Origin of the sequence: Flavobacterium sp. W22_SRS_FK3 (genome assembly GCF_052113665.1) — a bacterium.
Taxonomy (GTDB): domain Bacteria; phylum Bacteroidota; class Bacteroidia; order Flavobacteriales; family Flavobacteriaceae; genus Flavobacterium.
This window is the reverse complement of record NZ_JBGQOF010000004.1, coordinates 289,924-315,248: the sequence shown is the minus strand read 5'-3', so window position 1 is coordinate 315,248 and position 25,325 is coordinate 289,924. Positions and strand designations below refer to the sequence as shown.

Here is a 25,325-nt window from a genome sequence, read left to right as displayed (position 1 = left end):
GAATCTTGCATTAGGGGGAATTTTAAAATACAAATATCTAGATTTTAATATTTCCCCACAACAATATGTTGTGATCCTAATTTATTTGATATGCGTTAGGGATGGAAGCGGCATCCTTTTGCGATACTCTGAATGTCTGACTAAACCAAAATGTCAATCGCAAAAGATAAAGCGGACAGCCCGACCCAGAGGGAAACGCCCATAATTATTCTGTTATGAAATTTGAATTTTTGAAGTAATTAATAATAACCTATAAATTAAAACTATTAACATTAGATTAGATTAAGAATTGTTTTAAAACAAAAAATCCCCACTAGTTGAGTGAGGATTAGTTTTATAATATGAAAGTATATTTGCTATTTGAATGCTTTTTCAAAATTTGAATCTGCATTTTTGATCTTTTTAGAAGGTAATATCGAATGACAATCATCCTTTTCAATTATTGGATTCCAATCACCTTCAAGATTATTTGCTGTTGTGGTATTAGCAGCAAATATTTTTTCTTTAGTATATTCTGACGCTTCAGATTTTTTTAGCTGATGAGACCAGGAAATACGATTGTCATAATTAGAACCTGGCCCATAGCAATCGTATTCTGCATAAAAAGTAGTTTTCCAATTGTCATATGCTTTGTTTTCGGGATCTTTAGACCATATAGACCACCCCTCAGGTATAATACTTTTATCTTCAAAACAATGGATAAAAACAGCATTTGCTCCTGCTCCCCAAGGCCGGCCAAGTGATACTTTTGAAACTGCTGAATTAGGATACTTCATTATAACACAATTCTTAAAAACAAAACCAAATTTGTTTTTTCCGACTTCCTGATTCCCTGCTGTGATGTAAGAGTCTTTTCTGCATTGAATAAAACAATTTTCAAACAAAGCTATTGCTGATCCAAAAATGAAGTCTGTAGTTCCATCGATAATACAATCTTTAATATAAGTTCTTTTATTGGCTTTTAGGTAAAAAGTATCTTGAAAACCGCTGATTTTGCAATTATGAAAAATAGCTCTGTCGCCATTTACCATCAAAGCGACAGCCTGGCCACCTTTTTTGTACTGTGGCAATTCACTGCTAATAGTGTTTTCAAAAGTGATATTTTCTGCAAAAAAATCATTAGCCTCTATTAAAACGCTAAATGATTTACTTGTTCCGCCTGCTATTTCAGCATAATCATCATAGGTAAGAATCGTATTTTGATAAGATTCGCCTAGTAAGGTTACATTTTTTTTGGCAGCAGTTAATTTCAATTTTTCTTTATAAATACCTGGTTTTACAAAAATAATAGTCTGTTTTGAGTTGTTATCCTGAACAGCATTAAAGGCATCCTGAATTTTGGTGTAATTTCCGCTACCGTCTGCGGCAACTACAATGTCATAAGTTTTTTTGTCTTTTTGAGCATATAAAGTTGTACTAAAAGCAACCAGAAGTAAATAAAGAATCTGAATTTTTTTTTTCATGTAAAGATAGAGTGTAATGGTGTTGTTATAAATAAAAAATACAAGGTGTATTCAGTTTGATAATGTTTACATCTTGGAAAATTATAAAAAAGAAATGAAATTAATTAAGAGAAACGTTGCTTTTTACCTTGTGTCCAAATACTCCGAAATAAAGAATAATGACAAAACATACTAAAGGAATAATATATCCAGACTGAATATCGTCATGTTTTATATCAATTAAAGTTCCCATTGCATAAGGAAGTATTGCTCCGCCCACAATTGACATGACTAACCAGGATGAGCCTGTTTCAGTATTTGATTTTAAATTGACTAAACCTAACGAGAAAATGGTTGGAAACATAATAGACATAAAGAATCCTATTCCGCCAAGAGCATAAATAACATAAATTCCCGTTCCATAAATAGCCACTAAACAAAGTAAAATACTAGCGACACAATAGATGGAAAGCAGAACAGAATCTTTAATGAATTTTAGGAAAAAAGTTCCAATAAAACGTCCAGCCATAAACAGGAAACCATAAATACCAAGATAATATCCAGCTGTTTTTTCATCTAATCCAGCTCCTTGTTGAGCTATTCTAATAAAGAAACTTGTAATGCAAACCTGAGCTCCCACATAAAAAAATTGTGCTACAACTGCCCAGCTTAAATGAGAGAATTTTAAAACTGAGAAAAATCCCGGTTTAACTTCTACTTCTGTACGGTTTGGTTTCATTGAAGGCAGTTGCATGAAATAAAACAAAATAGCTACTAAAACCAATACACTCCCCAAAATGATATAAGGAAGTTTTACTGCAGAAGCTTCTTCTAATAAATAAGCTGCTTTTGTAGCATGTGGCATTGCAGCCATTTGTTCTGGTGTGTGATTTTTTCCCGAAAGAATAAATAATGAACCCACAATTGGAGCAATCATTGCAGCTAATCCGTTGAAAGAAGCTGCTAAATTTAACCTTTTTGAAGACGATTCTGCTGGGCCTAAAATGGCAGCATACGGATTGGCACTGGTCTCCAAAATGGTCAAACCACAACCAATTACAAATAAGGCAAAAAGAAACAATTCATAAGTTCTGGTATTGGCAGCCGGCACAAAAAGAAAGGCGCCTGTGGCAAATACCAACAATCCGATAATAATACTGTTTTTATATCCAAATCTTTTGATCAGCATCCCAGCAGGAATTGCCATAATAAAATAGGCGAAAAAAACTGCGGTATCAATTAAAGTAGATTGGCTATTATTTAATTCACAAGCTTTTTTCAAGTGAGGAATTAAGATAGAATCCAGATTATGCGCCATTCCCCAAAGGAAAAATAAGCTGGTAATTAAAATAAATGGCAAAAGATATTGATTTCCCTTTCCCCCTTCTGTTGGAACTTCGTGTTGGTCGCCTGTTTGGTTAGTTATTTGCATAGTTAGATTTTTATTTTAGAATTATTTTTTTTTACTAATAATAGGTGATCGCACACCAAAACCACTTCACCTTTTTGGTTGATGATTTCGACATGTTCGGTTACCGTTCCCATGTCTGGTTTTTTTGCTTCTCCTTTTTCAGAAATCGTAATTTCAGAATGAATCGTATCACCAATATGAACCGGCTTTACAAATCGCATTCGGTCGTAGCCTTTAGAGAAAGCTTCCGGGTTAATCTCGGATGCAGTGAGACCAATGCCAATACTGAAAACCATTGTTCCGTGGGCAATTCGCTGCCCGAAAGGCTGTGTTTTACACCATTCTTCATCCATGTGATGCGGAAAGAAATCGCCTGTATGTCCTGCGTGAACGACAAAATCGGTTTCAGTAATAGTTCTGCCTAATGTAACTCTTTTATCATTAAGTTGGTAATCTTCAAAAAATGTGGATTTGAAATACATGTTTTTAGTTTTTTTAGTCCTTAGTAATTAGTATTTAGTGACTAGCTCTGATGCTAATTACTAATGACTTTTTACTAAATCACTATAATTAATTATATTTTTTTGGGCGTTTAAACACGCTTTCCGCTGTATCTTTTTTGGCTGAAAAAAAACAAAAAAGGATGCCGCTTCAATCGTTAACGCAGGCATTCTTTTTTAAAAGTCATTTAGTAGAATTGCTCCTTTTTCATTACTGATATAACAAGCTTCGACAACTTTCATGGTATCCAGAACATCCTGAACGCTGGCTAATAATTTTTCGTCTGATCCTTCTTTGAAACGCATTAAATTAGACATCGTTCCAATAAAAGCTTCCGGAAACCAAGAACCTTCCAGTTCAATTTTTTCCCATTCGTATTTGCCTTCTTTTTCTATTGCTACTTCAAATTCATCCGGCATTCCGTCAGGATAATTCATCAACAAACCCATTTTGGCTTTAATGGCTCCTTTTGTTCCTTCCCATTTGATGTAACTTTCTTCGTGTTTTGGTCCAAAATGATGATCATGATTCGTATTGATAACCACACGCATCGAATCTCCATAATCCAAAATAATAGAAGAACGACAAGAAGATAATTTCTTCAAAGGATGATTGGTTGTTTTGGCATAAACCCCTTTTGGATTTCCTAAAAACGAACGAATACAATCAATATAATGTACACTATGAAAAAGAATTTCCAATCTTGGATGTTCCTTAATTAACGGAAACAATTCCCAAGGAGTATTGACGGTAACTTTAAACTCGAAATCATACAAATCACCAATTATTCTCTGATTAATGATGTAGCGGGCTGCACTAACAAAAGAAGCAAAACGCAACTGAAAATTAATAGCAGCGACTAATTTTTTTCTTTCGCAAACGGCAACAATTTCTTTGGCCTGCGCCAAATCATTTCCCATTGGTTTTTGAATTAGTACCGCTGAACCATCTGGCAATTGTTCCAATATTTCGATGTATTGATCGGGGAGAACAGTAATATCATAAACAGCATTTGAGGGAGCATGGTGCACCGCTTCAGCTACATTTTCAAAAACATGTTCTATTTTGAATTGCTTAGCCAGGTCATGCGCTTTAGAAATCGTTCTGTTGGTAATGCCAAAAACAGTAAAACCGGCCATTTCATAAGCCGGTAAATGGGCATCTTTTACAATACCGCTTGCCCCAATGATGATAATGGGCTGTTGGGTTTCGGGCAATAAAGGTTTGTATGGAATATTCATAACTATATAATTTGCAGAATAGCATTCTGTGTTTCTTCTAATAATTTTTGGGATGAAATGTCGCTTTCTATCGCTTTTAGAACCATTTTGTCAATGAGCTCTGCTACTTTTGGCCAGACTGGAGTTTGTGGTAAGGTCAAAGCATTTTCGTGTAACATTTGCAGTTTGTGATAAAACGGAATAGTTGCATTGATTTCGGGATGGTTCCAGGTTGATTTTCTACAGCCGATTCCGCCTTCGTTAGTCAACAATTTATCACTTTCGGGTGTAGTAGCAAATCGCAGAAAATCGTAAGCCAGTTTTTGATGCTTGCTTCCTGTACTTATTGTGTATAACCAATACACATTTAACGAAGCTGTTTTATGGTTTTCGTCTGAAGGAAGTTCGGTAATATCTACTTTGCCTTTCACTTTTGAAACTTCTATGACTTCGCACATCGAGGCAAATCCAAACCAGTTGATTGCCATTGCCGCCTGACCTTCGGCGAAAGCTATTCCTGCCTCAACCGATCCAAAATATTTCGACTTTGGATGAACTGCATTTATATTATTCACGATGGTTCTGTAAAAATCCAAAGCTTCAATCGCTGCGTTATGATTAATGTCGATTTGATTTTGAGTATTTAATAAAGAACCGCCTCGTGTCCATAATTGAAGGCAGAAATCGAAAACCATATTGTGTCCGTCAGGATAATTGGCAAAAACACAACCATAAAAATTTTCTTCAGGTCTGTTGAAAAATTCGGCTATCTGGGTGAATTCTTTCCATGTTTTCGGAGGATGCAATTCGTAACCCAATTGTTTTTTGAAGTTCTCTTTTTCTGTAGAATCTTCAAATAAATCTTTTCTGTAAATCAAACATTCCGGCCCATCGTGAAAAGGTAATCCGTAAGTGCCATTATTTATTTGTTGTAAATGCAATAAGGATTGATGCCAGCCTTCAGGATAATTTTGTGGTGGATTTTCAGCAATCAATGGGTTTAAATCCAGAACTGCTTTTTCATTCGCAGCATCAAAAATCCAATCAGTGTTGATATGGGCGATGTCCCAATTTCCATTTTTTAAACCTTCTTTTGTGATGGTTTCCTCATACAAATCGTGCAATTCAAGCGGAATCATTTCAGCTTCAATCTGAATGTCGTTTTTTACGCAAAACAAATTCCACAGCTTCTGCAGCGCACTTTCAAAAGGATCAAATTTCCTGACAGCTATTCTTAATTTTCCCATTATTAAACTATAAATTCTTTAATAATTCGCTCGTTGTCCTGACCTAATTTTGGAGAACCTTTAGTGGATGTAAAATATTCTCCATCAATTTTGATTGGGCATCGCGTTGTTTTGTAGGTATAACTATCCATCATTTCAACGCGCTGAACGAAATTTAAAACCTGAAATCCTTCCTCGGCAAAAAGTTGTTTGTAGTTCAGAACTTTGGCGCACCAAATATCTGCAGGTTCTAAAATATTCAGCCAAAATTGGGTATCCTGAGTTTGTAGGTGTTCGGCTAAAATGTTCTTAATTTCGTCTCTTAATTCAAATTTATTTTCAGGAAATTTGAGTAATGCATCACATTTTAAAAGCGAAGCTAAAAAGGGAATTGATCCCATCGCCAATGCTAAATAGCCATTTTGAGTTTTGTAAATTCCATAAGGCGCGCCTAAATAAGCATGTGCATTGTTGGATTTTGTTCGCACAGGTAATTCAGCGCCGTCATTAAAATAAGTGGTTAAGGTTTCAAACTGAAAATCAAAAGCCGATTCCAACATGCTCACCTGAACTTTTGCTCCAATGTTATGCGTTGCTTTCCTATACAAAGCCGCTAAAATTCCTTGTGCCAAATGAGCTCCGGCCAGCATATCGACAATCGATAATCCCATTGGGACGGGACCGTCTTCCTGATTCCCGCTCAACCAGGTTAAGGCAGTCATTGATTGCAGTAATAAATCTTGCCCAGGTAAATCTTTCAATTCGGATTTAGTTCCATAACCCGAAATTTCGGCATAGATGATATTGGGATTAATTTCTTTGATTTTGTCATAACTCAAACCCACACGTCCCATGACGCCGGGTCTGAAATTGTGCATGACAACATCAGCTTTTGCCAATAATTTTTTTAATTTTTCAAGTTCTGATGGTTGCTTGAAATCAATGGCAAACGATTCTTTGTTTCTGTTGATGGTATGAAAAACAGAAGATTCGCCATTCATAATCAAATCAGAAGTATATAGGGTCCGGCAGATATCGCCAGTTCCCGGTTTCTCAATTTTTATCACACGGGCACCCAAATCAGCCAATCGCAAACTGGCCGATGGGCCTGAAAGAAACTGACTAAAATCTACTATCAAATAATCTTCTAATGGTTTCATCGCGTTAGTTTAAAAATTGTTCTTGTATATGTAAATTATGTTCTCCCACTTTAGGAGCAGCTTTTGGGCTTGTTAAAATTTCTCCGTCTAATTGAATAGGACTTCTGGTAGTAATTAAAGTTTTTCCAGCTTCATTTTTTACGGTTTGTTTCAGTTGTAATTCCTTAACGAAAGACTCATTGTCAAGTTCTTCGTAATTCAGTACTTTTCCACACCAAACACCTTCTTTTTGCAATACATTCAACCAATAATCTGCTGTTTGAGTGAGCAATCTTTTACTTAGTAGTTCTCTGATTTCATCTCTTTGTGAAAACCATAAGTGTTTGTCTGCGTATTTTTTTAAATCTAATCCTAAAAAACTTCCAATGAAAAGTAAATCTCCCATTGCCAATGAAATATAGCCTTCCAGAGTTTGATACACACCATAAGGAGCACTCAAAAAGGCGTGCGCACTTCCTTTAACATCACCACGTTCCGGCTGATTTCCTCCATCATTTAAATAAGAAGTAATAGCTTCAAACTGAACATCCAGAATCGATTCCAGTAAACTTACTTCTACCAAAACACCTTTTCCGGTTTTGGCTCTTTTGAGTAATGCCGCTAAAATTCCCTGAACAAAATGATTTCCGCACATTAAATCGGCCACAGCCAGACCAAACGGAACAGGTCCATGACTTTTTTGTCCGCTCAACCAGCTTAATCCCGAAAGGGATTGCAGTAATAAATCCTGACCGGGTTTATTAGCCCAAGGACCTTTGTCTCCGTAACCAGTAATCGTTCCGTAAATTATTTTAGGATTAATATTTAAAGCGTCATCAAAGGTCAAACCGATTTTATCCATCACACCCGGTCTGAAATTATGCGTCATAATATCTGCATGGGCTATCAGTTTTTTTACTAAAATTAAATCTTCAGGATTTTTAAGATCAGCTGCAAAAGATTCCTTATTTCTATTGATGGTATGAAAAAGCAGACTGCTGTCATCGACAAAAAGGTCTTTGATGCTCAATTGTCTGCAAGCTTCGCCTTTTACAGGACGCTCAATTTTGATGACTCTCGCCCCTAAATCGGCTAATTTTAATCCGGCAGAAGGCCCTGCCAAAAACTGGCAGAATTCTAAAACGATTAATCCTTCTAATGGTTTCATGCCGTTTTTAAATTTAATGACTTTATGTAAAGAGCATTCATAATTTCTAAGATTTGTGCTTCGTTACCGCCATTTATCAAATAATCACGAACGACATCTCCTGCATGATCCTGAAAATACATGTGTCCGGAATACCTCGGTCTTAAAAATGCCCTTTCTAAAGAAGGCAATGTGTTTTTGAAATAATCGTGAGTTACACTGTTTATTCGGTCGCTCTTCCAAGCTTGCAAATGCCCAGGCTGTCCGCCATTATCTGCAAAAATGTTTTGCTGTACTTGTGATGATCCTGTAAATTCAGCATATTTTATGGCTTCCGGAATGTGTTGGCTGAATGAAGAAACAGCCAAACCGGTTCCGCCCAATGAACTGATCATTGGCTGATCATTCAATTTTACCAAATCATAGAAATGAAGGAGGTTTTTACTGTAACCTGTTCTCGAATAATTGGAATAACCGTAAGCGAAAGGACAGTAGGCAATTTCATCCGAGTTGACCATCGCTTCATAAACCTGAATCGGGTTTCTGTTAAAATTAGCCGGATCCATTAGTTGTGCCAGTTCGCGATGCATTTGCAACGCTTTTTTTCCTGTTTCCAAAGAAATTACTTTTTCCTGAGATTGAAAAGGATCTTCACCTAAACTACAGCAAAAGGAGTAAAAAGTCATGAGTGAATCTACCGGAATTCCTGCAAATGCAATTAATCCATTTTTAGCCAAAGCCAATAAATCATCATACGTCTGCGGAACTTTTAATCCCTGTTTTTCTAAAATATCCAATCGGGCAGCAGCAACCGGAGTCGCTGCATCAATTGGTAATGCCCATAATTTATTGCTAAAAACGTAACTCCCGTATGATTTTCCAACAGTATTGATTTCCTGATCTTTTATATATTCGGCAGAAAGATGATCTGATAATGGTAAAATAGTTTTTGTATTGGCACCAAACCCAGTCCAGGGATGATCAATTACTAAAAGGTCGAATCCTTTAGCTAAGTCTTGGATGGAAGCATCTGCAAATTCCTGTAAACTTCTTTTCTCCCAGCTAATTTCTATTCCCGGATTTAATTCGGTAAAACGTTGAGCGGTGGCAACCATGGGCAAGAGGCCTCTTGTATGGTTCCATGTTATGCCTTTTAGTTTTGTCATTTTTTTTTAATTAAATAATGAATTTATCGCTTCATAAACAATAAATGTAAAAAGTACAATTACAAATGTAGAGATAAGATTGGAATGAACAATCCTGCCTATGGTTAATAATGCGTTTTTTATAAGAAATAAGATATTTATTAGTTTGTTTTTTACAAATGATATATAAAATGTGATAATTTATTAAAGTATAGTTATTTTTAGGTGTTCTTTTTCAAATTATAACATATAAAAATTACATTTGTAATTGTGTTTTTTACATTTATTAAATAAGAAGTAAAGAAGCGCTTAAAAAAAAACAAACCACATTACTTAATAAAAATGAACAGTGTTCCTAAATCAAATTTTCTTGTCAGATTGTGTGTAATGATTTTCCTTTTAGCGTACAGTGGTAAAGTTATTTCGCAAAGCCAAAGTGAAAAATCAGAAATTTCAACTCAGCTCAAATGGTCAGAACGAATGGCTTTGACCTTGATGGAGCGTTATCCGGAATCGTATAGGATTGATGATGCACCTGTAGCACACATCAGTTATGTTCATGGCTTAGTTACCTATGCTTTTCAGGAATTAGGCAAACATGAAAAGAATGAAAAATACACGGCCTATGCCAAACAATATGCTGATGAACTGATAGATGCCGATGGAAATATAAAGACGTATAAGTTTGAATCCTTTAATATCGATAACATTCCTACAGGCCGTATTTTGTTTGATATCTATGAACAAACAAAAGACAAAAGGTATTTAATTGCCATGCAGACTTTGCGTAAACAATTAGAAGAACAGCCGCGTACACCAAGTGGCGGTTTTTGGCATAAAAAAATATATCCTAACCAAATGTGGCTGGATGGTTTGTATATGGGAGAACCCTTTTATGCAGAATATACTGCTACGTTTGAAAACGGTGCTAAACTGGATGATGTCGCTCACGAATTTGAATTGATTCAGGAAAAAGCTACGGATAGAAAAACAGGATTATTGTACCATGCCTGGGATGAAAGCAAAGAAATGACATGGGTAAACAAAGAAACAGGCGTTTCTCCTAACTTCTGGTCGCGATCAATGGGCTGGTATGTGATGGGATTGGTAGATGTACTGGATTATTTTCCTAAAGATAATCCAAAAAGAAAAGAACTGATTTTGTATTTGAATAACATTTCGAATGCCTTAGTGAAATTTCAGGACAAGTCAGGATTGTGGTACCAGGTTACCGATATGGGAACAAGGGAAGGCAATTATTTAGAAACTTCGGGTACAGCTATGTTTGCTTATGCTTTTGCAAAAGGAGCTAAAAAAGGATATTTGCCTAAAAAATTCAAAAAAATAGCTGAAAAAGCGTTTGATGGGATTACTTCAAAATTTGTTAAGGTATATCCAAATGGCGAAATTGAAATTACTAATGCCTGTGCTGTAGCAGGTTTGGGAGGGAAGCCTTATCGTGATGGTTCTTATGAATATTATATTAATGAAAAAAGGAAAGATAATGACCCTAAAGTAACCGGGCCTTTTATTCTGGCAGCTTTAGAATTAAACCGATAATTAAAAAATTACATAAATATGTTTTCATTACAAAATAAAAAAGCCGTCATAACCGGTGGCGGGAGCGGGATAGGAAGAGCCATTGCTACTTTATTCGCAAAACAGGGAGCAGAAGTTCATATCGTTGATTTATCTGTGGAAAGTGCTCAGGATGCGGTTGACGAAATAAAAAATGCAGGCGGAAAAGTATTTTCGTATGCCTGTAATGTGGTGAGTCAAAAAGAGGTTGTTGCTACCTTTGAAAAAATTGGAAATATCCATATTTTAATCAATAATGCCGGTATTGCACATGTTGGAAAAGTAGACACAACTTTGGAAATCGATTTCCAAAGAGTGATGGATGTAAATGTAAATGGTGTGTACAATTGTCTGTTTGCCGCGATTCCACAATTAAGATTGTCAAAAGGAGGTGTTATTTTGAATATGGCCTCTATTGCATCCTGGGTTGGTATCCAGGATCGTTTCGCTTATTCAACGGCTAAAGGTGCTGTAATGGCGATGACTTTATCAGTGGCAAGAGATTATATAGATGAAGGGATTAGATGCAATTCAATTTCTCCAGCAAGAGTTCATACACCTTTTGTAGACGGATTTATCAATAAAAATTATCCAGGTAAAGAAGCTGAAATTTTTGAAAAATTATCGAAATCTCAGCCAATTGGCCGCATGGGAAAACCGGATGAAATTGCAACTCTGGCATTGTATTTATGCAGTGATGAAGCCGGATTTATTACCGGAAGTGATTATCCAATTGACGGAGGTTTTATAAAATTAAATAATTAACAAAAAAAGAGACTAAGATTCTAAGTTACTAAGCTGCTAAGATTTTTTAGCCTTAGAATTTCAGAACCTTAGCGCCTTAGTAACTTAAAAAATAGAAAGAAATGAAATTAATACGTTTTGGAGCAGTAGGACAAGAAAAACCGGGAGTTTTAATCGATGAAAAAAGATATGATGTTTCTTCAATAGTAACCGATTTTAATGAAGCTTTTTTCGAAGATAATGGTTTGGAAAAACTAAAAAAAGCATTAGAAAGCAATCCTGTTTTGCCAGAAGTGAGTGCAGATGTACGTTTGGGCTCTCCGGTTGCAAGACCTTCAAAAATAATCTGTATCGGATTGAATTATGTAGATCATTGTCATGAAACTGGTGCTCCAATTCCGGCAGAACCTATTATCTTTTTCAAATCAACTACTTCTTTATGTGGGCCTAATGATGATTTGATTATCCCAAAAAACAGTGAAAAAACCGACTGGGAAATCGAACTGGCATTTGTAGTGGGCAAAAAAGCAAGTTATGTAGATGAAGCAGAAGCTTTGAATTATGTTGCTGGATATGCTTTATTGAATGACTACAGCGAAAGAGCTTTCCAAATCGAAATGGGCGGACAATGGGCTAAAGGAAAAGGCTGTGATACTTTCGCACCGCTAGGACCATTCTTAGCTACTCAGGATGAAATCGAGGATGTAAATAATATTCCAATGTGGCTGACTGTTAACGGAAAGAAATTCCAAAACAGCAATACGTCTAACCTTGTTTTCAAAATTCCATTTTTAGTGCATTACCTAAGTCAGTTTATGACGTTACTTCCTGGAGACATTATCAGTACAGGAACGCCTCCGGGAGTTGGATTAGGTATCAAGCCGGATCCAATTTATATCAAAGCAGGAGATGTTATCGAATTAGGAATGGACGGTTTAGGTTCAAGCAAACAAGTGGCGAAAGCATACAGTAAATAATTAAAATAGGATTTTTTGAAAAGAAAATTCTAAAAAACAGATTCAAATTAAATGAAATATATTGTTTGTGAAAAGCCTCAGGAGTTTCTTATCAAAGAGAAACCAATGCCGGAACCAAAAGATGGCGAAGTGCTTTTAAAAATTAAAAGAATCGGTGTATGCGGAACCGATATCCATGCTTTTGGAGGAACGCAGCCTTATTTTGAATACCCAAGAATTTTGGGGCATGAACTAGCTGCAGAATATATTAAAGGGAATGCAAAAGGTTTTGAACCTGGGGATAAAGTAACTTTTATACCTTATTTTAATTGTGGTACCTGCGTGGCGTGCAGAAACGGACTGACAAATTGTTGCGCCAATATCAAAGTATTTGGTGTTCATATTGATGGCGGAATGGCTGAATACGTATCCATTCCGGAGCAATATTTATTACATGGGCAAGGATTGGATTATGATGAACTGGCATTGGTTGAACCTTTGGCAATTGCGGCACATGGTGTAAGAAGAGCCGCAGTAAAAGCTACGGATACGGTTTTGGTAATGGGAGCAGGGCCAATCGGAATTGGATTGATTCAGTTTGCTAAGATTGCCGGAGCCAAAGTGATTGTGATGGACATCAACGATTACCGATTAGGTTTTTGTAAAAATGAACTGAATGCGGATGCTACTATAAATCCGTTAAACGAAGATGTTGCAGAAAGACTGAAAGAATTGACTAATGGCGATATGGCAAATGTGGTGATTGATGCTACCGGAAACCAAAAAGTCATGAACAGTGCTTTTAATTATATTTCGCATGGCGGCAGATTTGTCTTGGTCGGACTTCAAAAAGGTGAATTGAGTTTCAGTCATCCTGAATTCCATAAAAGGGAATCCACTTTAATGAGCAGCAGAAATGCGACTATTGAAGATTTTGAATATGTAATGGAATGTCTGAAAGCAGGAAAAATCGATCCGAAGAAATACATTACGCACAGAGCGGATTTTTCAGAAATGATAAGTCAATTCGAAAATTGGATTGATCCGAAAAACAATGTCATCAAAGCCTTAATTGAAATAAATTAAGCTAAATAACTCTATAAATTATGGATTTAGGATTAAAAGGTAAAATAGTAGTAGTTTCTGGTTCTGCCGGAAAAGAAGGGAGCATTGGCGAAACCATAATTAAAAGATTGGCAGATGAAGGAGCCATTCCGGTATTGATAGACAGAAATAGTCGTGGTTTCGAGTATGCTGAAACGCTTCAAAAAAGAGGCATTGATGCTCTGTTTGTTAAGACAGATGTTACGAATCCAGAAGAAATTCAAAGTGCTGTTAAAGAGATAATAAAAAAATATGGCAGAATTGATGCTGTCATCAATAATGTGGGTGTCAATGATGGTGCAGGTTTGGAGGCAAGTTATGAGGAGTTTATGGATTCTTTGAAACTCAATGTAGTCAGCTATTTTTTAATGGTAAAGTATACGCTTCCGTACCTGAAAGAATCCAAAGGAAATATTTTAAATATTGGTTCTAAAGTTGCTCTGACGGGGCAAGGCGGAACTTCAGGTTACGCTGCTGCTAAAGGAGGTGTGCTTGGACTGACAAGAGAGTGGGCAGTCGATTTGATTCAGTACGGAATTCGTTCTAACGCAATTATCATTGCAGAAAGTTATACTCCGGCATACGAAGACTGGATCAAAACGTTGGCTGACGGCGAAGCAGTTTTGAAAAAAATTAACAAAAGTATTCCGTTTGAATCCAGAATGACCAAAACACAAGAAATTGCAGATACGTCTCTTTTTATTATTTCAGATCGCTCTTCTCACACAACAGGGCAATTTGTTTTTGTTGATGGCGGTTACGTACACTTGGATCGTGCTTTAATCAGTGATGTAAATTAGTATTGTATGAATAACCGCATTGATTCCCATCAGCATTTTTGGAAATTTGATCCCGTTAGAGACAGTTGGATTGATGAGTCGATGCTGAAAATCCAAAAAGATTTTTTGCCTGAAGATTTGTCGCCATTGCTTTTAGAGAATCAATTTTCAGGCTGTGTAGCTGTTCAGGCAAGTCAGTCTGAAGAAGAAACTAATTTTCTTTTAGATCTGGCTTCTAAAAATGATTTTATAAAAGGGGTTGTGGGCTGGGTTGATTTGAGATCAGAAAATATTTCAGGACGATTGAGTCACTTTTTTCAATACGAAAAATTAAAAGGTTTCAGGCATGTGGTACAGGGAGAACCGGATGATTTTATGTTTGGAAAGGAGTTTCGAAACGGAATTTTGGCTTTAAAACCATTTGATTTCACGTATGATATCCTGATTTTTCATCATCATTTGCCGGCTGCAATTGATTTGGTAAAATCATTCCCAGATCAGGCTTTTGTCATTGACCATATTGCCAAACCGGTTATAAAATTGGGAGAAATTGCATCTTGGAAAAAAGGAATGGAAGAAATTGCTAAATTTGAAAATGTAAGCTGCAAAATTTCTGGAATGGTTACAGAAGCGAATTGGGATTCATGGAAACCGGCTGATTTAAAACCCTATCTGGACATTGTTTTTGAAAACTTCTCAGTCGATAAACTACTGTTCGGATCTGACTGGCCAGTTTGTAATGTGGCTGCGGATTACAATAATATAGTAAAAACTTTAGAAGATTATATTTCGAAATTGTCTATTGAAGATCAAAATAAAATTTGGTCAGAAAATGCAAAATCATTTTATAAATTGAGTGATTAAGAAATGATTTCAATTATAAAAAAAGCGTGAATCAAACTTTCACGCTTTTTTATGCTTTTATTGTTTTAAAATGTCAGTTTCAGGAGTCCATTTTTTTTGCCACTCCGGATATTTTTTTAATGCTTTTTCAGGGTTGTACGTATACCAGGCATAACCACTTCGTCTTTCACGGCTTACCTCAGCCAATGAGTATAAATACACACTGTCCCTGTCACAAAACAAAGGTCTCCAGGTACCCAATTCATAATATCGTGTCCAGATAGGAGGCGCAGTAGAGTCTGTCACAACACGACGATCATCTGTAACTTTTTTGTATTTAGAATCAAATTCAGGTGCTTCAAAAGTTTCTATTCGGGTATTATAAATTTTAGAATCCGAAAACCATTTCACTGCACCTTGTACAGCTCTGATAACCTGTTCACTTGGGTTTTCAATTTTCATTAAAAATAAAACCACATCAACACTTTCTGCATTTGTGATGCTTGGCGGTTCGAACTTTCTGGCCCAAACAGGTAATAAAGTTACCTCATCGTGCTGCTGACACCATGCATAAAGCTTTCCATGATCTGAAATCTGTGTTTTCAAAATACATTCAATTCCTTTTTGATACGATGTATTGACTTTGTTTTTTGTATCAGCATCAATAAAAGCAAAATTTGGATCGTTGTTTACTATTTTGTCCAGTAAATTCATAATTCCCATATACATGCCATCATTAAAAGTTATATGCCGGCTATATCCTTTTTCTAAAGGAAAATATTGCGGCCATCCTCCATTTGAATATTGAGCTTCAATAATGAAATCAATCCCTTTCAGACACGCCATTTTGTATTTTTCGATTTTAGTCTGAGTGTAAACTTGTGCCAGATAATAGATGTGCGTATAAGTTGTGGCATTGTCAAAAGTAGTATGCAAAACGGATTTGCTATTCACTACATCTTTGATTTGCTCAGGTGTCAAAATTGCGCGCATGTCATAATTTTTTGGCCAGCCTCCGTTATCACGCTGAAAATAGATAATGTTGTCTGCTATTTTGGTATAATCAGATTCCTCATATCTGGGTTGATTTGGTATTGGGTTTACAATGTTATTTTTGTCACTAATGCCGTACCAATGATTTACACTGTCACCAAATGGTTTGGTACTAATTGCTGTTTTACTTTCCTTATCAGATTGTGCACCCGAATAAAGAAATGTAAAAGAGGTTGCGATAGCGAATAGCAAACTCTTGTTTTTGAATAATTTTTGCAGGATTCTCATAGCAAATTTTAAGTTGGCTTTTTGTTATGTTTATTTGGTTTTAACTTTAGACATCGCAAAAGCCAAATAGTTTAATCTACTATAGTTTTACTGCCGATTTAGGAACAGTTTCCCCAATAGTAGTTTTTTTAGAAAAATCGGAATTAGGAGAAGCAACGAATTCAACATTCTCAGTTGCTTCTCCATTAACTGTAATTGCTTTGGCTGATGTTGAGTTGAATTGAATTTCTTTAAACGTCATATTTTTACCATTATAAATCTCAATTACATTTGGTACTTCTATGTCCATTTTAACATTAGTAATTTTAATTCCGTTAGCATCTATAATTGAAAAACCTTTTTCTGCTTTTACAGTCAAATTTGAAATTTCAATATTCTCTAAATTCATTTCAGGTAGGCCCTGAAGGAAAACTGCTTGTTGGGCTCCGGCAATCGTGATGTTTTTTATCGAAATATTTTTAAACTGAGGGGTTTTTTCATCAACAGGAACTTTTTGTGTACTAATCGTATTGCCGCCTTCTGCTAAAGTTTCAGCAATAGATTTTCCACCATAATAAAGGTCGAAAGAAATAGCCTGAGATGGAATATCTGTCATGAAAATATCTGAGATAAAAATATTTTCAACCACACCACCTCGTCCACGTGTGCTTTTAAAGCGTAAACCAACATCTGTTCCCATAAAAGTACAATTAGATACATGAAGGTTTTTTACACCACCAGACATTTCACTTCCAACCGTTACACCGCCATGTCCATGATATACGATGTTGTTTTTCACAATAATATTTTCACAAGCAACACCTCTGTCACGTCCGTCTTTATCTTTTCCAGATTTAATACAGATAGCATCATCACCAACATCAAAACTAGAATTTTCAACAATTACATTTTTACATGATTCTACATCAAGACCATCACCATTTTGTGAAAACCAAGGATTACGAACGGTTACATTTCGAATGATTAAATCTTCAATCAATAACGGATGAATGTTCCATGCCGGAGAGTTTTGAAAGACAGGTCCGTCAAATAGTACTCTTTTACTATTTTGAATGCTCACCAATACCGGACGAAGAAAATCATGAATAGCTTCAAATTCTTCTTTGGTTTTTAAATCCAAACGGACATTCTGATCTGCTCCTACTGAAGCTTTCATAAATGTTTCCGATGGGTACCAGCTCGTTTTACTTTCGTTAAGAACGCCACCAGATTCTACAAATTTCTTCCATTGGCTTTCCGTAAGTTTACTTTTCTTAACCTGTCTCCATACTTCGCCTGACCCATCCCAAATGCCTTTTCCGGTAAAAGCAACATCTTCTAAGTTTTTACCATAGATTGGAGAAATACACCGCCAGGTGTTTAGACCTTCAAAACTGGTTTCGATAATTGGGTATAAGCTTTTATCCGGAGAAAATTTTATCAACGCTCCAGTTTCTGCATGTAACTCAATCTTGCTTTTTAGAATAATTGGGCCTGTAAGCCAGATTCCAGCAGGAATAATTAGTTTTCCGCCTCCTTTTTTTGAAAGTGCATTAATCGCATCTTCAAAAGCTTTTGTATTTAAAGCATATCCTCCATTTACAGCACCAAAATCTTTTAAGTTGACAGTATTTTTTGGAATAGATGGTTCTTTGACTTTTGCCATTTTAAATTCTATGTTCTGGTAAGTATCATAGGATTTTGACTTTTGGGCCACCGTATTTCCTGAACTGCCTATGGTTAGGACTGCCAATAGCATACGGAAAATGTGAGTTGTATTAGTTTTCATTCTTATTGAATTAGTTAAAGTTTAATTTTAAATACCAAAATAATAGTGTATCTCTATATTGGTAATTCTTTTTTTACATATATTAAAATAAGTTCCCTAAAAAAACGAAAATACAATAATGTAATCGATTGCACAAATTTAATAAAAATATTTGGACATATTTAAGGAGTTGAAATAAGATTATAATAAAGGAAGTCGCAATCTTTTTATAATTTAATGAATAAAATAATAGCCAGTTTGAAGAAATGCAGGAGGGTACAGGACACATATATTTTTATGTTCCTTTAAATTGTACCCATTATTTGCTAAAAGTGTGTAAAATACATTTATTTTCAGCCGAATTATTTTTAAGAAATGCAAAGCTTACTACTACATAAAAAAGAAAAAATGCGTTTAAATACTTTTACCAAAGTTTTAATTATCTTTTTGATAACCTTTAGCACATTCTCATTGAGCGCTGCTGAAATTTGGGTTTCTCCTCAAGGGAAAGACACTAATCTTGGAACAAAATCGAGTCCGCTAGCGACGGTTCAGATGGCTGTGAGAAAAGCCAGAGAATTACGCCGTCTGAAAGATGCTTCTATAAAAGATGGAATCCACATCATCATAATGAACGGAACCTATTATTTAAACGAACCCTTATTTATAAGACCTGAAGATTCCGGAACGGCTGAAAGTCCTACTATAATAGAAGCTGACGTAAATGCCAAACCAATCTTAAGTGGCGGATTCGAAATCAAAAATTGGAAAAAAGCTGCAATTTCCATCAACGGATTAAAAAAAGGAATCGTCTGGGAAGCCGATGCTCCTGAAATTGCAGGTGAAATTATCAATTACCGACAATTGTGGGTGAATGGAAAAAAAGCTGTCAGAGCTAAAAGTACTTCTGGAAATGAAATGGACAGAATTTTATCATGGGATTCTGCAACAGAAACTTGTTGGATTCCTTATAAAGATAAGGGGATTAAGTTCGAACCCGGAATGGAAATGTTTATTGTGCAATGGTGGGCGACTGCCAATCTTCGAATCAAAGATATAGAAGTAAAAAAAGACAGTGCCAGACTTTCTTTCGAACAACCTGAAAGTAAAATTCAAAGTGAACACCCCTGGCCAGCGCCCTGGATTTCAAAAAACAATGGAAATTCAGCTTTCTATTTAAACAATGGGATTTCGATGCTGAATGAACCCGGAGAGTGGTATCTGGATAGAAAAAAAGCTAAGATTTATTATATTCCAAGAGTAGGTGAGAATTTAACTTCTGCAAAAGTAACAGTTCCGGTTTTGGAAAATTTGCTCAAAGTCGAAGGTACTTTGGATACTCCCGTGCATCATTTTAATTTCAAAGGAATTTCGTTTCAGTACAGCAACTGGCTTCGTCCTTCTCAGCAAGGCCACGTTCCGTTGCAGGCCGGAATGTATTTGTTGGATGCCTATAAATTGAAAATTCCGGGAACTCCCAATCAGGCGAGTTTAGAAAATCAGGGTTGGATTGGCAGACCGAGAGCTGCCGTTGAGGTAAATTATGCCAACAATACAATTTTCGAATCTTGTACTTTTGAGCATTTGTCTTCTACAGGATTGGATTTGCATAAAGGAACGAATCATAATATCGTCAAAGGAAATTTATTCAAAGATATAGGCGGCAACGGAATCAATCTGGGCGTTTTTTCCGAAGAAGCTTTTGAGGCACATTTGCCTTATACCGTCAAAGACGAAAGAGTCGTTTGTTCAGATGAATTGATTTCGGATAACCTGATTACCAATGTTGCCAATGAAGACTGGGGATGTCTGGGAATTGCAGCTGGTTTCATAAAGAATCTGACGATCGAACACAACGAAATTTCGGATGTTGCCTATAGCGGAATTTCGATGGGTTGGGGCTGGACGCACACCGACAACGTGATGCGAAACAATAAAATTCAGCGAAACAAAATTCATCATTACGCCAAACACCTGCATGATGTAGCCGGAATTTATACACTTTCATCACAGCCTGATAGCAGAATAGAAGAGAATTATATTGATAAAGTGTACAACAGTCCGTATGCGCACGATCCGTTTTTATGGCTATACTTGTATACGGATGAAGGAAGCCAGGGCTTTACGATTAAAAACAACTGGATTCCGATTCAGAAAATCCTGAAAAATAACAATGGACCAAAAGGAAATATCTGGCAGGATAACTATGCTTTTGTTGATCCGAAAATTAAGGAAAACGCAGGAATCCGTGCACCATACAAGAGTTTACTGACGAAAGAAGTGGTGATTGACGAGACCTGGGGTTTACAGGAAATGCCAAAACCAGTTGTCATAGAAGTAATTGGGAATGATCTGGATATCGAAAAAATCAAATCTACCATCAAAGGTTTCAGAATTGTAGACGAAGAATTGTACCAATGGCAAAATCATTTGGTAATTTACGGTTTGATGAATCAGCCGGAAAGAACAAAACGAAAACTGGCTCTGGCTTTTCCAGCATTAGAAATTAAAATCTACGAAAATCCGGTTTACGACTTTCAGAAGTTCGAAAGATGCAAAGATTCAAAACCTGTTTCCGAATGGGAAAATATTGTCCTGACTGCGAATCTGGTCGCAGATGAAAAAATGCAAAAAGAATATGTAGATTACCACACCACCCAATTCGAAAAGTGGCCGGAAATTGCCAAAGGTTTCTGTAATGCCGATTTTCAGCAATTGCAGGTTTTCAAAAACGGAAGACAATTGATGCTGGTCATCAGTATTCCGAAAGGAGAAAATCTGAATAAACTGAATCCAAAAACTACCGAAAACAATCCGCGTGTAAGCGATTGGAATGCCTTAATGAAAAAATACCAAACCGGAATAGAAGGCACAAAACCGGATGAAACCTGGGTGTTTTTGAAGAAGATTTAGAAGAGAAAATAGAAGAGAAAATAGAAGAGAAAATAGAAGAAAGAATAAAGAACAAAGAAAAATCTCCGTAATCTTCGTGGAAAAAAAATACAACTAACTACTTAAAATATACAATAACCAATGTTAAAAATAGCCATTCTAGGACTTGGAGAAGGTCGAAGCACGATGTCAGCCGCTTTATCGAGTTCAAAATTAGAGCTCGTAAAAGTATGCGACAGAAATGAGGAATTGTGCCAGCAAAGAGCAAAGGAATTTGATTTCCATTCGTACACAACCAATTACGACGATTTATTAAAAGATGAATCTATAGATATCCTCGCTATATATACGCCTGATCATCTCCACGCCGAACATGTCAAACAAGCTTTATTGCACGGAAAGCATGTGATTTGCACGAAGCCTTTTATAGATAATCTTGCAGACGCCAACAAACTATTGGAGTTAAGCAAAAACACAGGAAAAAAGGTTTTTATTGGTCAGAGTTCCCGGTTTTTTGAACCAGCTAAAAGACAAAGGGCCGATTTTGAAGCCGGATTAATAGGCGATCTAATTACTATCGAAGCCCATTATCACGCCGATCACAGATGGTTTTTAAAGAAAGAATGGTCGTTGCTACAGTCATTCAAATGGCTCTATGGCGGCTTAAGTCACCCGGTTGATTTCATCCGTTGGTATTTGCCCAATATTGAAGAAGTGATGGGTTACGGAATGATCAGCAGCAATGGAAGCGTGGCAGGTTTGAAAAACGAAGACACCATGCATTTTATTTTCAAAGCAACTGATGGAAGAATTGCCAGAGTAAGCGGTGTCTATACTTCACCAACACAGCCAACCCAGCGCGACAGCGGAATGAGTACGATCCTAAGAGCAACCGAAGGAGCGAGTCAGTCCGATTATCACGAACTACGTTATGCGATTACGGACAAAACAGGAGAAGAAAAAGTAATCACGTGGGGTGATAGCACTTTAAAACATTATTTCCGTTTTGAAGGACAAAGTCATCACGCCGGAGAATACCAAAATTATCTGGATTATTTTGCAGACAGCATCGAACAAGATTTTACTGCTTATCCGGATATGGAAGAAGGAATCGGAACCGTCGCATTATTACAGGCAATGGATCGTTCATTAAAAACAGGTTTGCCCGTTAAGATCGCTTCAATTTTGGAAGAGTTTAATGTTCCAATGTCAAATAGCTAATTATGGGTAAAATCAGTAGTTTTTTAGAACCTGTCGATTATATTATTATAGTTGGCTATCTGTTAGTATTAGTAGTTTTTGGTTATTATGTTTCTTTTATAAAGAATAAAAAAACAGATGAAAGTCTCTTTTTAGCAGGAAATACTTTGGGCTGGGGTAGCATCGGTTTGAATATGTGGGGAACCAATGTGGGACCTTCTATGTTGATTGCTTCGGCAAGTGTAGGTTTTACTACGGGTATTGTTGCCGGGAATTTTGCCTGGTATGCCTTTGTCTTTATACTGCTTTTGGCAGTGGTCTTCTCACCAAGATATTTAGGTGCAAAAGTACTGACGCTTCCGGAATTTATGGGAAAACGTTTTGGTGATTCTACCCGAAACATTCTGGCATGGTACACCTTAATTACAATTTTAATTTCGTGGCTGTCATTGACTTTGTTTGCAGGCGGTGTATTGATCAAACAATTATTGGATTTACCGATGTATCTTTCGGTTATTTTAATGGTAATTCTTTCTGGTTTTTTCGCTGCAGCAGGCGGACTAAAAGCTATTGCCTATACCAATGTTTTTCAGATGTTATTGCTGATTGGTGTTTCCTTATTATTGGTCGTTATGGGCGTTGAAAAAGCAGGAGGATTAGAAGCTGTTTATACTAATACTCCGGGTTCTTACTGGAATTTATTGCTTCCTGACGATGATAAAAATTATCCATGGATTGCTATTGTATTAGGATATCCTGTCATGGGAGTTTGGTTTTGGTGTACCGATCAATCCATGGTACAGTCCGTTTTGGGAGCTAAAAATTTAAAAGAGGGACAGCTTGGAGCCAACTTTATTGGCTGGTTAAAAATATTAGATGTTCCTTTATTCATTTTGCCTGGAATTGTTTGTTTTGTCCTTTTTCCACAATTGAAAAATCCAGATGAAGCTTATATGACAATGGTAACCCAATTGTTTCCAGCAGGTTTGAGAGGTTTGATTATTGTAGTTTTGATTGCTGCTTTAATTAGTACAATTGGTTCTGCTTTGAATTCCCTCAGTACCGTTTTTACTATGGATATTTATGTAAAAAAATACTATCCCGAAGCTACTCAAAAAACAATTGTTAAAACAGGAAGACTCGTAGTGCTATTCGGTTCTCTTTTATCTGTTTTTATCACTTTAGGAATTGACAGCATTAAAGGCTTAAATCTTTTCGACATTTTTCAGTCAGTATTAGGCTTTATCGCTCCGCCAATGTCCGTAGTATTTTTGTTTGGCGTACTTTGGAATAAAACCACCACTAAAGCTGCTAATTTAACCCTGACTTTAGGAACTTTCATCAGTTTAGGGACGGGGGTTCTGTATTTATGGGTTTTTCCAAATGGAACTTATAATTGGCCACATTTCCTGTTATTGTCGTTTTATATCTTTGTTGCACTTTCGGTACTGATTTATCTGGTTTCTATTTGTGATAAAGCCGGACAAAAAGACCATCATACCCTTTTACGAATCAATCCAGAAGCTAAACCGGATAAGCAAGTCAAAATGTTATGGTTGTTTCTTTCAGTTGTAATGGTTATTTTGTATTTGGTTTTTAATGGAAATTAATTGGTTTGGTTTAAAAAGAACCTTTTCTAAAAGTGATGCCTTCCGTTTTTAAAATAAATTTGGCAAAATTAAATTGTACGCAATTTAATTTTGCTTTAATTTTGAAATTGGGTTTAAAATAATTTAACTCCATACAAAATTTGAATAAGTAGTTAATTTTAAAATAAAAATAATGGCATTATTAGATGACTTAAACTGGAGACACGCTGTAAAAGCATATGATGCGTCTAAAAAAGTATCAGAGCAAGATCTTCATAAAATTTTAGAAGCTGCTAGATTAGCTCCAACTTCATCAGGGCTTCAGCCTTTTCGGGTAATTGTAGTCGAAAATCAGCAGTTAAAAGAAAAAATGGTAGACGGAGCATTAAATCCGGAAGTGATGAGAGATTGTTCTCATGTTTTGATTTTTGCGGCCTGGGATAGTTACACTCCTGAAAAAATCGACAAAGTTTACGATTTACATACTGACGTGAGAGGATTGCCAAGAGGCCGTTTTAGCAGTTATACCGATAAAATTAAAGAAATCTATGGAGCACAAACTCCTGAACAGCATTTTGCTCACACCTCTAGACAAACTTATATTGCACTTGGTTTGGCCATGGCGCAGGCAGCCGAATTAAAAATTGATTCTACACCAGCCGAAGGATTCAGCAATGAGGCTGTAGACGAAATTTTAGGATTACGGGCACTGGGTTTAAAAAGCGTAACCCTATTGTACTTAGGTTATCGAGATGAACCAAACGACTGGCTTTCTCACATGAAAAAAGTCAGAATTCCGATGGAGGAATTTATAATCAAAAAATAATATTTTCGATTTATTTAGTCGTCAATGATATGGATAATTCAAAATCTTTACTGTTAGACCAACAGTTATGTTTCCCGCTGTATGCGATTGCTAAAGAAATTACGGGTTTGTACCGGCCATTTTTAGATGAGCTGGATATTACGTATTCGCAATATTTGGTTTTAATGGTGCTTTGGGAACAAGATGGACAGACGGTGAATCAAATTGGAGAAAAACTCTATCTCGATAGCGGAACCTTAACGCCATTGCTCAAAAGACTCGAAAATAAGAATTTTATAAGCAGAGAACGAAAAAAAGAAGACGAAAGAGTTGTTGAAATTTTTTTGAGCGAAACAGGAAAAAATCTGCAAAATAAAGCCTGTGAAATTCCGGGACAAATTCAGGAAAAACTAAATTTATCCGAAGAAGATCTCATCGAAATTAAAAAATGCATTCAGAAAATATCCGGTAAAATTCTACTGTAGCATATTTTTTAGAATTTGTTTCGTCGGAAATTTAAGTTTGATTTGTTAGAACCATAAAAAAATCTGTCTCTTTTTTGAGACAGATTTTTTG

The 25,325-nt window shown here is 36.1% G+C and carries 21 protein-coding genes; 11 read left to right on the top strand and 10 right to left on the bottom strand.

All coding sequences use genetic code 11. The annotated features are described in order from the left end of the window. Positions 1-356 precede the first annotated feature (356 nt). The 8 genes from ACEN2I_RS05995 to ACEN2I_RS05960 all read right to left on the bottom strand — a co-directional run bounded on the left by ACEN2I_RS05995 (position 357) and on the right by ACEN2I_RS05960 (position 9,252). Positions 357-1,463 (bottom strand): pectinesterase family protein, encoded by a 1,107-nt coding sequence (locus ACEN2I_RS05995; RefSeq protein ID WP_441765183.1) that lies wholly within the window; start codon positions 1,461-1,463, stop codon positions 357-359. Positions 1,464-1,563: 100 nt separating this feature from the next. Continuing rightward, the gene (gene fucP / locus ACEN2I_RS05990; RefSeq protein ID WP_441765182.1) at positions 1,564-2,874 is read right to left on the bottom strand and encodes an L-fucose:H+ symporter permease; all 1,311 of its coding nucleotides are present in this window, start codon (positions 2,872-2,874) and stop codon (positions 1,564-1,566) included. Positions 2,875-2,876: 2 nt separating this feature from the next. Next, positions 2,877-3,335: a MaoC/PaaZ C-terminal domain-containing protein gene (locus tag ACEN2I_RS05985; protein ID WP_441765181.1), complete on the bottom strand. Its 459-nt coding sequence runs from the start codon at positions 3,333-3,335 to the stop codon at positions 2,877-2,879. 195 nt (positions 3,336-3,530) lie between these two features. Next, positions 3,531-4,595, bottom strand: coding sequence for a Gfo/Idh/MocA family protein (locus tag ACEN2I_RS05980; RefSeq protein WP_441765180.1), 1,065 nt, complete (start codon positions 4,593-4,595; stop codon positions 3,531-3,533). A gap of 2 nt (positions 4,596-4,597) precedes the next feature. After that, positions 4,598-5,821 (bottom strand): ABC transporter substrate-binding protein, encoded by a 1,224-nt coding sequence (locus ACEN2I_RS05975; protein ID WP_441765179.1) that lies wholly within the window; start codon positions 5,819-5,821, stop codon positions 4,598-4,600. Between the two features lie 2 nt (positions 5,822-5,823). Further along, positions 5,824-6,960, bottom strand: a complete 1,137-nt coding sequence (locus ACEN2I_RS05970; RefSeq protein WP_441765178.1) for a CaiB/BaiF CoA transferase family protein — start codon at positions 6,958-6,960, stop codon at positions 5,824-5,826. A 4-nt stretch (positions 6,961-6,964) separates the two neighbouring features. Next, a complete protein-coding gene (locus ACEN2I_RS05965; protein WP_441765177.1) occupies positions 6,965-8,107 on the bottom strand; it encodes a CaiB/BaiF CoA transferase family protein in 1,143 nt (380 codons plus the stop codon). Beyond that, the gene (locus ACEN2I_RS05960) at positions 8,104-9,252 is read right to left on the bottom strand and encodes an ABC transporter substrate-binding protein (RefSeq protein WP_441765176.1); all 1,149 of its coding nucleotides are present in this window, start codon (positions 9,250-9,252) and stop codon (positions 8,104-8,106) included. Before ACEN2I_RS05960 ends, ACEN2I_RS05965 begins: the two co-directional genes overlap by 4 nt. 321 nt (positions 9,253-9,573) lie before the next feature. Between ACEN2I_RS05960 and ACEN2I_RS05955 the strand changes: the two genes are divergently transcribed. The 6 genes from ACEN2I_RS05955 to ACEN2I_RS05930 all read left to right on the top strand — a co-directional run bounded on the left by ACEN2I_RS05955 (position 9,574) and on the right by ACEN2I_RS05930 (position 15,256). Further along, positions 9,574-10,791, top strand: coding sequence for a glycoside hydrolase family 88/105 protein (locus ACEN2I_RS05955; RefSeq protein ID WP_441765175.1), 1,218 nt, complete (start codon positions 9,574-9,576; stop codon positions 10,789-10,791). Between the two features lie 18 nt (positions 10,792-10,809). Next, a complete protein-coding gene (locus tag ACEN2I_RS05950; RefSeq protein ID WP_441765174.1) occupies positions 10,810-11,574 on the top strand; it encodes an SDR family NAD(P)-dependent oxidoreductase in 765 nt (254 codons plus the stop codon). Positions 11,575-11,675: 101 nt separating this feature from the next. Then, positions 11,676-12,530 (top strand): fumarylacetoacetate hydrolase family protein, encoded by an 855-nt coding sequence (locus tag ACEN2I_RS05945; RefSeq protein WP_441765173.1) that lies wholly within the window; start codon positions 11,676-11,678, stop codon positions 12,528-12,530. A 51-nt stretch (positions 12,531-12,581) separates the two neighbouring features. Further along, a complete protein-coding gene (locus tag ACEN2I_RS05940; protein ID WP_441765172.1) occupies positions 12,582-13,595 on the top strand; it encodes a zinc-binding alcohol dehydrogenase family protein in 1,014 nt (337 codons plus the stop codon). Between the two features lie 20 nt (positions 13,596-13,615). Continuing rightward, on the top strand, positions 13,616-14,413 hold the full coding sequence (locus ACEN2I_RS05935) for an SDR family oxidoreductase (RefSeq protein WP_441765171.1): 798 nt from the start codon (positions 13,616-13,618) through the stop codon (positions 14,411-14,413). A 6-nt stretch (positions 14,414-14,419) separates the two neighbouring features. Then, positions 14,420-15,256 (top strand): amidohydrolase family protein, encoded by an 837-nt coding sequence (locus ACEN2I_RS05930; protein ID WP_441765170.1) that lies wholly within the window; start codon positions 14,420-14,422, stop codon positions 15,254-15,256. A gap of 57 nt (positions 15,257-15,313) precedes the next feature. On the opposite strand, the gene pelA is transcribed toward ACEN2I_RS05930, so the two are convergent. Both pelA and ACEN2I_RS05920 read right to left on the bottom strand, forming a co-directional pair. Further along, on the bottom strand, positions 15,314-16,516 hold the full coding sequence (pelA, locus tag ACEN2I_RS05925; RefSeq protein WP_441765169.1) for a pectate lyase: 1,203 nt from the start codon (positions 16,514-16,516) through the stop codon (positions 15,314-15,316). A 79-nt stretch (positions 16,517-16,595) separates the two neighbouring features. Then, on the bottom strand, positions 16,596-18,284 hold the full coding sequence (locus ACEN2I_RS05920) for a glycoside hydrolase family 28 protein (RefSeq protein WP_441765168.1): 1,689 nt from the start codon (positions 18,282-18,284) through the stop codon (positions 16,596-16,598). 387 nt (positions 18,285-18,671) lie between these two features. Here ACEN2I_RS05920 and ACEN2I_RS05915 point away from each other — a divergent pair, with 387 nt between their 5' ends. From ACEN2I_RS05915 to ACEN2I_RS05895, 5 genes are all read left to right on the top strand, one after another. Next, a complete protein-coding gene (locus ACEN2I_RS05915) occupies positions 18,672-21,176 on the top strand; it encodes an L-rhamnose mutarotase (protein ID WP_441765167.1) in 2,505 nt (834 codons plus the stop codon). A 120-nt stretch (positions 21,177-21,296) separates the two neighbouring features. Beyond that, positions 21,297-22,376: a Gfo/Idh/MocA family protein gene (locus ACEN2I_RS05910; protein ID WP_441765166.1), complete on the top strand. Its 1,080-nt coding sequence runs from the start codon at positions 21,297-21,299 to the stop codon at positions 22,374-22,376. 2 nt (positions 22,377-22,378) lie between these two features. Then, the gene (locus ACEN2I_RS05905) at positions 22,379-23,965 is read left to right on the top strand and encodes a sodium:solute symporter family transporter (RefSeq protein WP_441765165.1); all 1,587 of its coding nucleotides are present in this window, start codon (positions 22,379-22,381) and stop codon (positions 23,963-23,965) included. A 172-nt stretch (positions 23,966-24,137) separates the two neighbouring features. Beyond that, on the top strand, positions 24,138-24,770 hold the full coding sequence (locus ACEN2I_RS05900; protein ID WP_441765164.1) for an NAD(P)H-dependent oxidoreductase: 633 nt from the start codon (positions 24,138-24,140) through the stop codon (positions 24,768-24,770). 29 nt (positions 24,771-24,799) lie between these two features. Then, a complete protein-coding gene (locus ACEN2I_RS05895) occupies positions 24,800-25,234 on the top strand; it encodes a MarR family winged helix-turn-helix transcriptional regulator (RefSeq protein ID WP_441765163.1) in 435 nt (144 codons plus the stop codon). Positions 25,235-25,325 lie beyond the last annotated feature (91 nt).

Bases quoted from the DNA above. Each gene is read 5' to 3' on its own strand.
- ACEN2I_RS05930 (WP_441765170.1), top strand. From the start codon at position 14,420: ATGAATAACCGCATTGATTCCCATCAGCATTTTTGGAAATTTGATCCC.
- ACEN2I_RS05920 (WP_441765168.1), bottom strand. From the start codon at position 18,284: ATGAAAACTAATACAACTCACATTTTCCGTATGCTATTGGCAGTCCTA.
- pelA (WP_441765169.1), bottom strand. From the start codon at position 16,516: ATGAGAATCCTGCAAAAATTATTCAAAAACAAGAGTTTGCTATTCGCT.
- ACEN2I_RS05980 (WP_441765180.1), bottom strand. From the start codon at position 4,595: ATGAATATTCCATACAAACCTTTATTGCCCGAAACCCAACAGCCCATT.
- ACEN2I_RS05950 (WP_441765174.1), top strand. From the start codon at position 10,810: ATGTTTTCATTACAAAATAAAAAAGCCGTCATAACCGGTGGCGGGAGC.
- ACEN2I_RS05975 (WP_441765179.1), bottom strand. From the start codon at position 5,821: ATGGGAAAATTAAGAATAGCTGTCAGGAAATTTGATCCTTTTGAAAGT.
- ACEN2I_RS05955 (WP_441765175.1), top strand. From the start codon at position 9,574: ATGAACAGTGTTCCTAAATCAAATTTTCTTGTCAGATTGTGTGTAATG.
- ACEN2I_RS05895 (WP_441765163.1), top strand. From the start codon at position 24,800: ATGGATAATTCAAAATCTTTACTGTTAGACCAACAGTTATGTTTCCCG.
- ACEN2I_RS05995 (WP_441765183.1), bottom strand. From the start codon at position 1,463: ATGAAAAAAAAAATTCAGATTCTTTATTTACTTCTGGTTGCTTTTAGT.
- ACEN2I_RS05945 (WP_441765173.1), top strand. From the start codon at position 11,676: ATGAAATTAATACGTTTTGGAGCAGTAGGACAAGAAAAACCGGGAGTT.
- ACEN2I_RS05970 (WP_441765178.1), bottom strand. From the start codon at position 6,960: ATGAAACCATTAGAAGATTATTTGATAGTAGATTTTAGTCAGTTTCTT.
- ACEN2I_RS05905 (WP_441765165.1), top strand. From the start codon at position 22,379: ATGGGTAAAATCAGTAGTTTTTTAGAACCTGTCGATTATATTATTATA.
- ACEN2I_RS05940 (WP_441765172.1), top strand. From the start codon at position 12,582: ATGAAATATATTGTTTGTGAAAAGCCTCAGGAGTTTCTTATCAAAGAG.
- ACEN2I_RS05985 (WP_441765181.1), bottom strand. From the start codon at position 3,335: ATGTATTTCAAATCCACATTTTTTGAAGATTACCAACTTAATGATAAA.
- ACEN2I_RS05900 (WP_441765164.1), top strand. From the start codon at position 24,138: ATGGCATTATTAGATGACTTAAACTGGAGACACGCTGTAAAAGCATAT.
- ACEN2I_RS05935 (WP_441765171.1), top strand. From the start codon at position 13,616: ATGGATTTAGGATTAAAAGGTAAAATAGTAGTAGTTTCTGGTTCTGCC.
- fucP (WP_441765182.1), bottom strand. From the start codon at position 2,874: ATGCAAATAACTAACCAAACAGGCGACCAACACGAAGTTCCAACAGAA.
- ACEN2I_RS05910 (WP_441765166.1), top strand. From the start codon at position 21,297: ATGTTAAAAATAGCCATTCTAGGACTTGGAGAAGGTCGAAGCACGATG.
- ACEN2I_RS05965 (WP_441765177.1), bottom strand. From the start codon at position 8,107: ATGAAACCATTAGAAGGATTAATCGTTTTAGAATTCTGCCAGTTTTTG.
- ACEN2I_RS05915 (WP_441765167.1), top strand. From the start codon at position 18,672: ATGCGTTTAAATACTTTTACCAAAGTTTTAATTATCTTTTTGATAACC.
- ACEN2I_RS05960 (WP_441765176.1), bottom strand. From the start codon at position 9,252: ATGACAAAACTAAAAGGCATAACATGGAACCATACAAGAGGCCTCTTG.